This window comes from Rhodobacter sp. NSM (assembly GCF_052244495.1).
Lineage (GTDB): Bacteria > Pseudomonadota > Alphaproteobacteria > Rhodobacterales > Rhodobacteraceae > Cereibacter_A.
The window spans coordinates 1-12,650 of record NZ_JBQPXH010000006.1 but is presented as its reverse complement, the minus strand read 5'-3'; the positions used below and the strand labels follow the sequence as shown (position 1 = coordinate 12,650).

General features: G+C 68.5%; 15 protein-coding genes. 5 read left to right on the top strand and 10 right to left on the bottom strand.

The genetic code is table 11. The annotated features are described in order from the left end of the window. The 6 genes from ACTVZP_RS13240 to hemP form a co-directional block, all read right to left on the bottom strand. On the bottom strand, window positions 1-987 hold the full coding sequence (locus ACTVZP_RS13240; RefSeq protein ID WP_443212621.1) for an imelysin family protein: 987 nt from the start codon (window positions 985-987) through the stop codon (window positions 1-3). Continuing rightward, the gene (locus tag ACTVZP_RS13235) at window positions 987-2,495 is read right to left on the bottom strand and encodes a di-heme oxidoreductase family protein (RefSeq protein WP_443212620.1); all 1,509 of its coding nucleotides are present in this window, start codon (window positions 2,493-2,495) and stop codon (window positions 987-989) included. The genes ACTVZP_RS13240 and ACTVZP_RS13235 overlap by 1 nt, the downstream gene beginning before the upstream one ends. Window positions 2,496-2,747: 252 nt before the next feature. Next, window positions 2,748-3,233 (bottom strand): bacterioferritin, encoded by a 486-nt coding sequence (gene bfr / locus ACTVZP_RS13230; protein WP_443212619.1) that lies wholly within the window; start codon window positions 3,231-3,233, stop codon window positions 2,748-2,750. Continuing rightward, window positions 3,223-3,477 (bottom strand): (2Fe-2S)-binding protein, encoded by a 255-nt coding sequence (locus ACTVZP_RS13225; protein WP_002722276.1) that lies wholly within the window; start codon window positions 3,475-3,477, stop codon window positions 3,223-3,225. The genes bfr and ACTVZP_RS13225 overlap by 11 nt, the downstream gene beginning before the upstream one ends. Window positions 3,478-3,557: 80 nt before the next feature. Then, window positions 3,558-4,826: an imelysin family protein gene (locus tag ACTVZP_RS13220; RefSeq protein ID WP_443212618.1), complete on the bottom strand. Its 1,269-nt coding sequence runs from the start codon at window positions 4,824-4,826 to the stop codon at window positions 3,558-3,560. 56 nt (window positions 4,827-4,882) lie between these two features. Further along, on the bottom strand, window positions 4,883-5,044 hold the full coding sequence (gene hemP, locus ACTVZP_RS13215) for a hemin uptake protein HemP (protein WP_443212617.1): 162 nt from the start codon (window positions 5,042-5,044) through the stop codon (window positions 4,883-4,885). A 350-nt stretch (window positions 5,045-5,394) separates the two neighbouring features. Between hemP and ACTVZP_RS13210 the strand changes: the two genes are divergently transcribed. Further along, window positions 5,395-6,108 (top strand): tellurite resistance TerB family protein, encoded by a 714-nt coding sequence (locus ACTVZP_RS13210; protein ID WP_443212616.1) that lies wholly within the window; start codon window positions 5,395-5,397, stop codon window positions 6,106-6,108. Between the two features lie 200 nt (window positions 6,109-6,308). On the opposite strand, the gene bhcR is transcribed toward ACTVZP_RS13210, so the two are convergent. After that, entirely contained in the window at window positions 6,309-7,139 is an 831-nt protein-coding gene (bhcR, locus tag ACTVZP_RS13205; protein WP_443212615.1) for an HTH-type transcriptional regulator BhcR, read from the bottom strand. Between the two features lie 280 nt (window positions 7,140-7,419). On the opposite strand from bhcR, the gene ACTVZP_RS13200 reads away from it, so the two are divergent. Then, entirely contained in the window at window positions 7,420-7,800 is a 381-nt protein-coding gene (locus ACTVZP_RS13200) for a VOC family protein (RefSeq protein ID WP_443212614.1), read from the top strand. 113 nt (window positions 7,801-7,913) lie between these two features. On the opposite strand, the gene ACTVZP_RS13195 is transcribed toward ACTVZP_RS13200, so the two are convergent. From ACTVZP_RS13195 to puuE, 3 genes are all read right to left on the bottom strand, one after another. Next, on the bottom strand, window positions 7,914-8,420 hold the full coding sequence (locus ACTVZP_RS13195; protein ID WP_443212613.1) for an ureidoglycolate lyase: 507 nt from the start codon (window positions 8,418-8,420) through the stop codon (window positions 7,914-7,916). 190 nt (window positions 8,421-8,610) lie between these two features. Further along, window positions 8,611-9,447, bottom strand: coding sequence for a bifunctional allantoicase/(S)-ureidoglycine aminohydrolase (locus ACTVZP_RS13190; protein WP_443212612.1), 837 nt, complete (start codon window positions 9,445-9,447; stop codon window positions 8,611-8,613). Then, a complete protein-coding gene (puuE, locus tag ACTVZP_RS13185; RefSeq protein ID WP_443212611.1) occupies window positions 9,444-10,859 on the bottom strand; it encodes an allantoinase PuuE in 1,416 nt (471 codons plus the stop codon). Before puuE ends, ACTVZP_RS13190 begins: the two co-directional genes overlap by 4 nt. A gap of 201 nt (window positions 10,860-11,060) precedes the next feature. Between puuE and uraH the strand changes: the two genes are divergently transcribed. The 3 genes from uraH (at window position 11,061) to ACTVZP_RS13170 (ending at window position 12,561) form a co-directional block, all read left to right on the top strand. Next, window positions 11,061-11,414: a hydroxyisourate hydrolase gene (gene uraH, locus ACTVZP_RS13180; RefSeq protein ID WP_443212610.1), complete on the top strand. Its 354-nt coding sequence runs from the start codon at window positions 11,061-11,063 to the stop codon at window positions 11,412-11,414. 240 nt (window positions 11,415-11,654) lie between these two features. Beyond that, a complete protein-coding gene (locus ACTVZP_RS13175; RefSeq protein ID WP_443212609.1) occupies window positions 11,655-11,810 on the top strand; it encodes a light-harvesting protein in 156 nt (51 codons plus the stop codon). A 13-nt stretch (window positions 11,811-11,823) separates the two neighbouring features. Next, window positions 11,824-12,561, top strand: a complete 738-nt coding sequence (locus ACTVZP_RS13170; protein ID WP_443212608.1) for a light-harvesting protein — start codon at window positions 11,824-11,826, stop codon at window positions 12,559-12,561. Window positions 12,562-12,650: the final 89 nt, after the last annotated feature.

Below are 12,650 nucleotides of genomic sequence, written 5' to 3'. Positions count from 1 at the left end.
TCAGTCTCCGTCGGCGGCGTTGAAGCCCACGCTCACCCCCAGCGCGCCTCCGACCTCGGCCTGCAACACGTCGCGGAGCGCGTGCAGGCGCTGCTGGAGGATCTCGACCCGCAGGCGCCCCGGGGGATCCGACACGCCTTCGAAGCGCGGGTCATCAAGGGCCGCGGCCCGCTCGCGGACGCGCTCGAAGCCGTCGCGCGTGCGCGGGCTCTGGGGGGCGAGGGCCAGCGCGAGCCTCTCCAGCGCGGCGAGCGACAGCTCGACGTTGCGCAGGCCCCGGCCCGAGAGCCGCGCCTCGGCACGTTCCGGCCGAGGGCGGTCGAACGTGCCGAGCGGGCGGCCGAGCCGCTGATCGGCGGTGAACTCGAGCCCCGACATGAGCTGCGTGAACAGCGCCTGCCGCGCCTCGGCCGGGGTCAGGAAGCGGTCGTTGCCCGGCTCTCCCGCCGTGAGGACGAGCGGCGCGAATGTCTCGCGCCAGTCGGTCTCGAGCTCCGCGGCCATGCGGGCAAGGTCGGCGGCGGTGGCCCGCGTCAGCGCGCAGGCGTAATCGCCCGACAGGGCCGGGTCGTAGAGCAGCCGCTCGAGCGCGAAGAGGCCGCGGGCCGCGACCGAGACCTCGGCGAAGCGTTCGGGATCGAGCAGGGCGGGATCGGCCGCTGAGAGGATGCGGGCCTGGGTGCGTGCGCCGCTGCCCTTCGGGTCGGGCCAGAAGGCGATGGCCAAGGCGCGGCCGTCGGTCTCGGAAGGTCCGAGCCGGAGATGCGAGATCCCCATCCAGGCGTCGAAGGCCGCGTTCCAGGGCGTGCGCAGGGCATCGGGTCGGCAGTCAGCCTCGGCCGCCGCGTCGAGCGCCTCCGTCGCGGCGGTGAAGGCCTCGTAGCCGGGCAGGATCACGTCCGAGATGGCCTCGGGCACGCCCGCCTGCACCGGGGCGGCGAGCAGCAGGCCCAGGGCGAGGGTCCCGCGGAAGACGGTGCGCAGCATCACAGATCCTCCAGAAAGGCGATGAGGGCCGCGCGGTCGGGCGCGGGCATGGCCATGACGCGGGCCTTCGCCGCCTCGGCCTCGCCGCCGTGCCAGAGCACCGCCTCGAGGATCGTGCGCGCGCGGCCGTCGTGCAGGAAGGTGGAATGCCCGCTCACCTGTTCCGTGAGCCCGATCCCCCAGAGCGGCGGCGTGCGCCACTCCCGCCCCGTGGCGCGACCCTCGGGCCGGCCGTCCGCCAGACCCTCGCCCATGTCGTGGAGGAGGAGGTCGGTGTAGGGCCAGATCAGCTGGAAGCTCTGCTCGGGCTGGTCCTTCAGGCGGTGAGTCACGAATTTCGGCACGTGGCAGGCGGGGCAGCCCGCCTCGTGGAAGAGTTGTTTGCCGCGCAGCACCTGCGGGTCGTCGACCCGACGCCGTTCGGGCACGGCGAGGTTGCGGGCGTAGAAGGCCGTCAGCTCCAGCCCCTGCCGGTCGATCTCAAGATCGTCGCGCTTGCCGGGTTCGATCCCGTGCGAGGCGGCGCGGCAGTCAGCCTGCGCCTCGGTGCATTCGCCCCACGGGTCGGGGAAGAGCGCGTTGGCGATCCCCATGTCGCCCGCGAAGGCCGAGGCGGACTGTTGCAGCACGGTCGGCGTGCCGGCCTTCAGGCCGAAGCGGCCCAGCATCGGCGCATCGGCCTCGGCGGACCAGGTGATGCTCGCGCGGCCCGAGATGCCGTCGCCGTCCGCGTCGTTCGGGTCCGCGTGGGCCAGGATGTCCGCCGCCGGGATCGCCTCGAGCAGACCGAGGCCGATCATCTGCGGCGTGACGCGGGGCGAGAGCATGACGTCGTCTGCCATCGGCCCGTGGCCGAGGTCGGCGATCGAGTAGGAGGGCTTGCGGAGCGTCACTGTGCTGCCGTCGCCGAGGGTCACGGGCACGTCCTCCCAGTCGATCCGCATCCGCCCCTCCGGCGCGAGGCCCGGGGCGGCAAAGTCCTGCAACTGGCCGCCGTAGGTGGGCTCGGCGCTGGTCGCGATCCACTCCTCGATCCCTTCCGGCGAGGGGCCGCCCGGCACGGAGAGGCGCAGGAACATCGAGACGGCATCGTCCTTGGGCCCCGCAGGGACATGCCCGCGGCCGTCCTTGAGGTGGCAGTTCTGGCAACCTCGGGCGTTGTAGAGCGGGCCGAGCCCGTCGGAAGCCTGGGTCGAGGAGGGCGAGGCCACCCAGAGCTTGCGGAAGAGCCCGTTGCCGAGCTTGAAATCCATTTCGCGCTCGAAGGGCATGTTGCCCGAGGATTGCGAGAAGGCATCCGCGGTGTCGCGGGCCCGGACGCTTGCCGCTCCGCCCGGAAGCGCCTCGAAGGGTTCCGGCCTGAGGAAATCGGCCGGCGGAGCCAGAACGGCCTCGATCCGCGCCGCTTCGGCCGGTGTGCGCGGCAGGATCGCGAGATTGGGAGGGTCCAGAGGCTCGGCTGCGGCGGGGGTGGCAAGAAGGCACAACAGGACGATCAAACGGGACATGTGGCGGAATCCTTTCTCCGCCTGTCTCGCCTTATTTTCCGAGTCTTTCAATCGGAAACAGGGATTCCCGCGGCGGGAGGACCTTGCCGGCGTCCTCTGGCCTGCTTTTGCTCCGTTTTCCGGGCGAGGAGCGCATTCCGACCTTGCGTCCCGGCGACCGGCAGCGGGACCGTCGCAAGAGCCTGACCCATGAGAAACCCCGGGATCCCGCGGACCCGGGGCGTCATGACCAGATGCCTGTCGGGCCTCGTCTCAATCGGCCTTGTCGGCCGGCCTTGCGTTCAACAGGCCGTAGTTCTGCTCGCCGATGGTGCCCATGAGATCGATCTGCGTCTCGAGATAGTCGATATGGCCCTCTTCATCGGCCAGCAGTTCCTCGAAGAGGTTCTTGCTGACGTAGTCGCCGACCTTCTCGCAGTGGTCGCGCGCCTCGATGTAGAGGTTGCGGGCATCGTGCTCGGCGGCAAGGTCTGCGTCGAGCGTCTCACGCAGGTTCTGCCCGATCCTGAGCGGGTCGAGGCGCTGCAGGTTCGGATGACCCTCAAGGAAGATGATCCGCTCGATCAGCTTGTCGGCGTGGTGCATCTCCTCGATGCTTTCCTCGCGCGACTTGGCCGCGATGTTGCCGAAGCCCCAGTCCTCCTGCAGCCGGTAGTGCAACCAATACTGGCTGACGGCCGTCAGTTCCGAGCGGAGCCCTGCGTTCAGATAGTCAATGACTTTCGCGTCACCCTGCATTCCCGTTCATTCCCGCGGTTGTTGCGCGACGGAGGCCGCGCAGGTTCACTGGCACCTCAAAACTGTCGCACTTCCGCATCGTGTCAAGGAAATGGGGCATGCAGCCGCCGCAGTCCGCCCGCTTGCCGAGCGCCCGGTAGATCTTGCCGGGCGTGACGATGGTCTCGGGATCGGAGGCCCGCATCCAGTCGATGGCCGACCGGATGTCCTTGTCGGTGATACCCATGCAGTGGCACACGATCATCGTTCACTCCCCGGCAATCTGTCCTGCCCGTTCTTGCCGGAGCGCCCGCAACGGGACGTTGCGCTCCGGCAAGGTCATCGTCACTGGAACACGGCGTTCGGGTTGTCGAGGCTGTCGGAGCCTTCGAACGCGATCCCGGAGAGGCCGAGCGCCGTCGTTGCCCGCTCGATGGAGGCCGTCTGCGTCACCAGCGCATCGACCGCCCCCATGATCAGCTTCTCGCCCTTCTCGTTGCCCGCCGCGAGCATCTGGTCATAGGCCATGCCCTCGGCCACTGCCGTCCGCAGCGCGTCGAGTTGCCGGACGGTCGCATCGAGCTGGCTGGTCAGCACCTTGTCTAGCTCCGGATCGGCCGCTTCGACCAGATTAGACAGCGAGGGACCTTCGATCTTGCTGCCATCCGTCCGGGTGTAGCTTCCCAGATAGACATTCCGGATACCGAGTCCATCGTAGTAGTGGCTGTTGTGGGTATTGTCCGAGAAGCAGTCATGCTCTTCCTCGGGATCATTGAGCATCAGGCCAAGCTTCATCCGCTCGCCCGCCTGCTCGCCGTAGGACAGGCTGCCCATGCCGGTCAGCATCGCCTGGATGCCCGTGTCCGGTTCGGACGTCACCGCCTCGCGCGCTGCGCCCCCGTCGGCCCATTGCGCCACCATGTATTCCAGGTCACTCACCAGCAGGTCCGTCGCCGCCATGAGATAGGCGCCCCGACGGTCGCAGTTGCCACCCGTGCAGGCCTCGCCCGAGGCATAATCCGTGTAGGGCCGGTTGCCCGCGCCCGCTTCCGTCCCGTTCAGGTCCTGACCCCAGAGAAGGAACTCGATGGCGTGGTAGCCCGAGGCCACGTTGGCCTCGATGCCGTCCGCCTCGTGCAGCGTGCCGGAGATCAACTGCGGCGTGATCTCTGTGGCGTCCACCTCGGTTCCCGACAGGGTGAAGGTCGGCGTGGCGATCACGTTCAGCGCCGCGAGGTCATTCTCTTCGGACGCGCCGCCATAGCTCGCGTCCACATAGTCGATCAGCCCCTCGTCGAGCGGCCAGGCGTTCACCTTGCCCTCCCAGTCGTCGACGATCGCATTTCCGAAGCGGAAGGCCTCTGACTGCTGGTAGGGCGCACGCGAGGCGAGCCAGGCCTCGCGCGCCGCGGCGAGCGCATCCTCGGACGGCTGGGCCACCAGGGTCTTCACCGCCGATTGCAGCACCCGCGCCGTGGCGAGGCTGTCGGAATAGGTGGCCTCGGCGATGTCGGCATAGGTTTCCACGACCTCGGCCCGCTCTGCGGCGAAGGCAGGAAGCGGCAGCAGGGCGCAGGGTGCGGTGGCGGCGAGGGCGAGAAGGCGTGCTTTCATGTCTGCTCTCTGGCTGGAAGGGTGCGGGAGGCGATCACCGTCCCGCGCCCCTTGCTTCATTTCGTAAGGATCAGCTTGCCCGCGCGGGTGATGCGGAGGCAGTAGATCTGCCCATCGAGGAGGATCCGCGCCTGGGCGCCGCCGTCGGTCAGGGTCCGGGCGTCGTGGACCGGGATCCCGGCCTCGATCAGCTCGATCGGATCTGTCATCGCGTTCATGCCAGGCGCTCCATCCGGTCGAAGAGGGCGTCGATCGAGCCGGCGGGCAGGAAACCCTCCAGAGCCTGGCGAAGCAGTTCGTTGAAACCCGGTTCGGGCAGCGGTCGCATCATGGAACCTCCGTGTCTGGCTGAAGGACACCGGGCTGACCCGTGGGGGCTGGCTTGGATATGGGGGAAAGTTGACTGAATTAGTCTGGCTTGTAAAGGCTGATTCTTTCGGTCGGATTACGGCTCCTTGCGACAAACTGCAGCCTGTCGTTGTTCCTGCCACATGCCGGCGGAAGACGGATTGCGCCCCGACCATCGGTTTCCCATATCGCGGACAGGTGTCAGAAGTGGAGGCCGGAGATGAAGGATGCCGGGTTTCTGCAGAATGGAACGCGTGGGGTGCCGGTGGCGCGGGGACATCTGAGCGACGGCTCCGAGGCCGTACCGGACGGCTGCGGCGGACGCGGACGGCTCGCCGATCTCGTGGCTGGCTTCCTGCTCGGGGACCGGGCGCGCTGCTGCCTGGAAGGCGCCGCGGCGCGCAACGGAATCGTTGCCCTGTCATGTGTGGTGGCGGGGCGCGCCTGGGCCGACTGGACGGAGGGTCGCGACACCTGCGGGCCGCTCGGGGCCGAGGCGGGGCCGGAGGCGGCCGAGGAAGACGCCGGCTCGGCCGAAGGGCTGTGCGAGCGGCTTCTGCAGGCGATGGTGGCTGCGGCGAAGGCCGATGGGCGCGTCTGCCGCAATGAGCGGCGGTTCATCCACCGCCGGCTCCGGGAACTCGATCTGGATTGCGACGCGCAGGCGCTGATCGCGGCCGAACTCGAGGCGCCGCTGGATGCGGGGCGCATCGCGCGGCTTGCGCGCACGCCTCAGGAGGCCGCCGGCATCTATGCCGCCTCGCTTCTCGCCGCCGGGTCGGGGGGGCCTGCCGAGATCGGGTATTTCACGGATCTGGCGGGGCTGCTGCGGCTGGAGCCCGAACTCGTCGTCCACCTGCATCGGCGTGTGGCCAGTGTCGGCACATACGCGCTTCTCGATGCGCACACGCGATCAGCGTCCCCTAATCCGTGAACCGCACGCTCCGGTGAAATGCAGGCGCGATTAATGGCTGCCTGCTGCCGCTGGTGCACGCCCGGGCGGTTACCATCCCCGGCAGACCCGTGTCGCGTCGCGTGCCGCGGGATGATGAAAGGCCGGAACATGCAACGACCGATGGAAAAGGCGGGGCGTATCCCGTGCACCGGATCCGCGTCCCGCCTCTCCTGCCGCCTTCAGGGAGACACGCCCCCGGTGGCCGCCGTGATCTCTTCGGCGGCATCCTTGACCAGCGACCCGAAGCGGTTGCTGTCCGAGAGGCTGACGCGGAACGCGGGTCCGGCAAGCGTGATGGCCGCCACCGACTCGCCGAAGCTGTTGAACACTGGCGCCGCCACGGCGCGCATGCCCTCGGCCCCCTCCTGATCATCCACCGCATAGCCGCGGTCCCGCGTCCGCGAGAGGTCGCGCATCAGGGTCGAGACCGAGGTGATCGTGAGCGACGTGAACTTCTTCAGCCCCTCGCGCTCGAGGATCGCCTCGATCCGGTCCTCGGGATACCAGGCCAGCAGCGCCTTGCCGATGGCCGTGGCGTGCATCGGGCCGGAGGAACCCTCGGGGAAGAACGCGCGGATCATCTGCCGTGTCTCGACCTGCGAGAGATGCAGGACGCGCCCGTCGGCCTCGATGCCCAGAGCGGCAGTCTCGCCCGTTGCCCGCATCAGCCGATCCATCGGCAGCCGGGCCCTTTCGACGAACTTCGCGCGGCGAAGGAAGGCCGAGCCGATGCTGAAGGCGCCTCCGCCGATGTGCCAGACCTGGCCCTGCTCCTCCATCTCGATCATCTCGTGCGCCTGCAGCGTCACGAGGGCGCGGTAGACCGTGGCCGCCGCCTCTCCGCTTTCGGCCGCGAGTTCCGAGAGGGTCATCCCCTCGGACTGGCTCAGCAGCTTCAGCATTGCGAGTGCCCGGTCGAGCGACTGGACCGTGTTCTGCTCGGTCTTATCCTCGACCGCCTTGGGCCTGCCCCTGGCGCGGCGGGTGGTTGCTGGGCTCGTCTGATCCATGAAGGGCGCCTCCGGCTGGCGACACGCGGAAAAAGCGTTCCGGATCATGAAAAATGCTGCAGCTGCACTTGGCAAGTGCGAAAGCGACAGGAGGCCTCATTCGGTCTGTTCCGGCCCGCCGGAGGTGCGAGAGAGGCCAAACTGCGCGACATGCGGGCAACCGCAATATCCATGATGCGGATTGAGACGTTCGGGCGTACACTTTCTGCGCGACTCTCGGGAACCGGAACAGGAACCGGAAGTTGTGGCTGGCGAGTAATTGCATCTGGGGGGAGGCAAGATGATCGACCAATGTTCCTTGCATGTGACTGATCTCGAACGTTCGCGTTCTTTCTACGATGCCGCCTTGGGCCGGCTCGGAATCCCGACCGGACGCCCTGCGCGGACAGGTGTCCACTGGGCGGGCGATCGGGGAGAAGCCTTCTCGATCAACGAAATCCGTGCCGGCCGCAATACGCGGCAGGTGCGCGAGGCGCATCTGGCCTTCGTCGCGCGGTCACGTCCGGCGGTGGATGCCTTCCATGCGGCGGCCCTCCGGGCCGGCGGGCGGAATGACCGAGAGCCGGGTTTCCGCCCCGAATACCATCCGAACTACTACGCGGCTCTGGTTCTCGACCCTGACGGCCATCGGATCGAGGCCGTCTGCCATATCCCGGACTGAACCGGCGAAGATCTGCCGAGGCGCCCGCACTCCGGGCGCCTTTTGCATGTCCGGCCGCGCGATGTCGTCTGATCGGCAAGGGGGCCACGGTGCTGCAGCCGGACGGGCCTCTCTCACTCCTTCCGAGCAGGTTCCGCGATCACCCACGGCTCGTGGAACCAGTGCTCCTCAAGGTTCGTGCCCGGCCCGATGCGGTCCACGACGGCGAAGAGGCCCGGTTCGGCGAGCGGCGTCAGGACGCCGTGCCAGGTGTTGCGGTGAAGGTTCACGCCCTGGCCCGGGGCCGTCAGGAAAGCTCTCGGCGTGCCGGGACGACCATTCTCGTCCGGGGCCACCACGACGAGAAAGGGGTGCGCCGTCATCGGCAGGAAGGCTTGCGAGCCGTCGGGATGACGCTCGACCATCTCGAGACGGCAGGGCAGGCTGCGTGCCTCGGCCCGGAAGATCGAGAGGCCGGCCCGCCCGTCGGGGCCGAAGTCGAGCAGGGCGCGGTCGTGCCAGCGGCCGCAGAGCCCCTGGTTGATGATCCGGTCCGGCGCGCCTTCGGCAGAGAGCAGGTCGCCGAACGGGGCGAAGGCGGTGGCGGAGAGCGGCTCGGGGTGGATCGGCGGGCGGGACATGCGGCTTCCTTTCGGGCTTGGCGTCCGGCGGAGGCGGGGGGCTGTCTGCCCCCCGGCCCGGCTGCGCCGGGCTCCCCCCGAGGATACTTGGGCGAGAATGAAGGACGGGAACGTTTCGGGCGGCGCCCTTGCCCCTTGTGCGGCCTTCGTCCGATCCGGCCGGACCCGGCGGGGACCGCGGCGGGAAAGATCAGCGGCCGAAGGCGCCGGGGCCGCGCAGCCTCGCGTGGCGATTCACGTCCTTGTAGAGCAGGTAGCGGAACGGCCCCGGGCCTGCCGCATAGCAGGCCTGCGGGCAATAGGCGCGCAGCCACATGAAATCGCCCGCCTCGACCTCGACCCAGTCGCGGTTGAGCTTGTAGACCGCCTTCCCCTCGAGCACGTAGAGCCCGTGCTCCATCACATGCGTCTCCTCGAAGGGAATGAGGCCGCCCGGCTGGAAGGTCACGATGTTCACATGCATGTCATGGGAGAGATCGGCCGGATCCACGAAACGCGTCGTGGCCCAGCGGCCGCCGGTATCCGGCATGGCCTCGGGGGCGATCTCGCGCTCGTTGGTGACGAAGGCGGCGGGTGCGTCCACGCCCGGCGCGGGCTCGTAGAGCTTGCGCAGCCAGTGGAAGCGTGCAGGCTCGTGGCTGCCATTGTGCAGCCGCCAGCGGCAGCCGGCGGGGATATAGGCATAGCCGCCCGGCCCGAGTTCGTGCTCCTGCCCGTCAAGCGAGAGCCAGATCTCGCCGTGTGTGACGAAGAGCACCGACTGCGCCTCGACCTCGGGGTCGGGCGCATCCGAGCCGCCGCCGGGCGCGACCTCCATCACATATTGCGAGAAGGTCTCGGAGAAGCCGGTCATCGGGCGGGCGATCATCCAGAGCTTCGTCTGGCTCCAGCCGGGCAGCGCGCTCGTCACGATGTCCGAGAAGACGCCGCGCGGGATGAAGGCATAGGCCTCGGTGAAGACGGCCCGGCCGGTCATGAGCTGGGTCTGGGGCGGCAGGCCGCCTGTGGGAGCGTGGTAGGAGGTCATTTCAGCATGTCCTGAAGCCGGAGTTCGGCGATGCGTTCCACCTGCCTGCAGGCGGTGGCGAATTCGGTGGCACTGTCACTGGCGATGCGGGTCTCGAAGGCCGCGAGGATCCCTGCCCTGTCGTGGTCGCGCACGGCGATGATGAAGGGAAAGCCGTGGCGGGCGACATACTCCTCGTTGAGGGTGGTGAACCTTGAGCGCTCGGCGTCGGTCAGGGCGTCCAGGCCTGCGCTCGCCTGCTCGGCGGAAGAGGAAGCCGTGAGCCGTCGCGCCTGTGCGAGCTTGCCCCCGAGGTCGGGATGGGCCTTCAGCACGGCCAGCCGTTCGGCGGGCGTGGCGCTGCGGAATACGCGGGCGAGTGCGTTGGCCAGCCCCACGGGGCTGTCGTGGGCCGGGCCCAGCTCCAGCTCGAAGGCGCGCTCGGCGACCCAGGGGGAATGTTCGTAGATGCCGCCGAACTGGGCCACGAAGGTTTCGCGGTCCATGCGCGAAGGGCGCGGGCGGCGGCGGTGGGGGTGGGCCTCGCGCCAGTGGCGGGCGATGTCGCCCCGACGCGGGAACCAGACCCCTTCATGGGCGCGGGCGTAGTCGAGGAACCGTTTCAGACCCGCGATCTTGCCGGGCCGCCCGATCAGCCGGCAATGCAGGCCGATCGAGAACATCTTCGCTTGGCCCGCGCAGCCTTCGGCATAGAGCGTGTCGAAGCTGTCCCGCAGATAGGTGAAGAACTGCTCGCCCTCGATATAGCCGGGCGCCGTGGCGAAGCGCATGTCGTTGGCCTCGAGCGTGTAGGGAATTACCAGCTGGTCGTGCGTGTCGGTCTCGAGCCACCAGGGCAGGTCGTCGTCGTAGGTGTCCGAGATCCAGTCGAAGCCGCCCTCTTCGGCGGTGAGGCGCACGGTATTCACCGAGCAGCGCCCCGTATACCAGCCGCGCGGCCGTTCGCCCACGACTTCGGTATGAAGCCGGATCGCCTCGGCGATCTGGCGGCGCTCCTCCTCCTCGGGCATGTCGCGGTGCTCGACCCATTTCAACCCGTGCGACGCGATCTCCCAGCCGGCGGATTTCATCGCCGCCACCTGCTCGGGCGAGCGGGCGAGCGCGGTCGCCACGCCGTAAACCGTGACCGGGATGTCGAGGCCGGTGAAAAGCCGGTGCAGCCGCCAGAAGCCCGCACGGGCGCCGTAGTCGTAGATCGACTCCATGTTCCAGTGCCGCTGACCCGGCCAGGGCTGGGCGCCGGCAATGTCCGACAGGAAGGCCTCCGACTGCGCGTCGCCGTGAAGGAGGCAATTCTCGCCGCCCTCCTCGTAGTTCAGCACGATCGAGACGGCAATCCGGGCGCCGCCGGGCCAGGCCGCGTCCGGCGGATGGGGCCCGTGGCCGCGCATGTCCCGGGGATATCGATTCATCGGACACTCCTTGTTCCCGCACCGCGGGGCACCCGCAGAAAATCCGGAAGCGAAGGCGCCTGCAAGCCCTCGATGATCCGGATCTCCGCCCGTCGGGCGGATCCGCTCCGGCTGGCCATCGCCACGGCGGCATGTCCGCAACTGCCTGTCGCATCCCGCCGGGAAACCCGGCAATCTGGCTCTCCGTTGAAGGAGGACAAGATGGGACGACTGACGACGCATGTGCTCGACACCGCTACGGGGCGGCCCGCCGCCGGAGTGCGGATCCTGCTCTGCCGGCTGACCGGCGCAGCCACCCAGGAGATCGCGGAGACGGTCACCAACAGCGACGGACGCACCGACGCGCCCCTTCTGGAGGGTGAGGCGCTGACGGAGGGACGCTACGAGATCACCTTCGCGGCCGGCGACTACCTGAGGGCAAGCGGCCAGGCGGGTGCCGGGGTGCTCTTCCTCGACGAGATCCCGATCCGCTTCGGGATCTCGGACGTGTCGGCCCATTACCACGTGCCGCTGCTGCTCTCGCCCTTCGGCTATTCGACCTACCGGGGCAGCTGAGACTGGCAAAACCGCCCTGTTCCGGCGGGCGTCCGGCAATAAGTCGCACCTTCCAGAGCCGTGTCCGTTCAGGTTGACATTGCGAATGTCAGGGAATCGTTACAGGGTCGTGGTGTTGAGAATTCGGTAAGGGCACCGGGCGGCAAGTGGCGTACACCCAGGCCAGCGGGATCTGCCGTTTTCGAAAGCCAGCGTGCAGGCCCTACACGCATCGAGGAAGACACATTCGGGAGAGTACAAGTGACCGATGATCCGAAAAAAGTCTGGCCGAGCGGCCTGACGATCGCCGAAGCGGAAGAGGTGCATACGCAGCTCATCCTTGGCACGCGCGTGTTCGGCGGCATGGCGCTGATCGCGCATTTCCTGGCGGCGGCGGCGACGCCGTGGCTCGGCTGAGGGAGAGGTAAAGATGAACAACTCGAAGATCTGGCTCGCGGTTAACCCCAACCTGGGCATTCCGCTTCTGCTCGGCACGGTTGCCGTGGGTTCCGTGGCCGTGCACGCGGCCGTGCTGACCACGACCCCGTGGATCGCCGACTACTACCAAGGCTCGGCCCCGCGCCCGGTCGTGGCTGCGCCGGCTGAAGAAGTGGTCGTCGTCGAAGAAGCGGTCGTGGTCGAGGAAGCTGCTCCGGTCGAGGAAGCTGCGGCTCCGGCCGAAGAAGCGGCCCCGGTTGAAGCAGCCGCTCCGGTCGAAGAAGCTGCGGCTCCCGCCGCGGAAGCCGCTCCGGCTGAAGAAGCTGCCCCGGTCGAGGAAGCTGCCGCTCCCGCCGAGGAAGCTGCTCCGGTCGAGGAAGCTGCGGCTCCCGCCGAAGAAGCCGCTCCGGCTGAAGTAGCCGCCCCGGTCGAGGAAGCTGCCGCTCCCGCCGCGGAAGCCGCTCCGGTCGAGGAAGCCGCGGCTCCGGCTGAAGAAGCCGCCGCCCCGGCCGTCGAAGAAGCTGCCGCTCCGGCTGAAGCCGCGGCCGCTCCGGCTGCCATGTCGCTCGCCGACATCGCTGCCAAGCTGAACGGGCTGGGCTACTCGGTGCAGTCGGTCTCGAAGACCGAAGGCGGCTATGTCGTCAACATGACCGATGCCAACGGCATGCCGGTCGCGGCGACGCTGGATCCGGTGACCGGCCTGCCGGTCGTTCCGGCCGCGCAATAAGCGACGACGACGTTCGTGCAGGAAAGGCCGTCCTTCGGGGCGGCCTTTTCGCTGGGCGTCGGTGCATGACGCCCGCCCGGGTGGGCTCG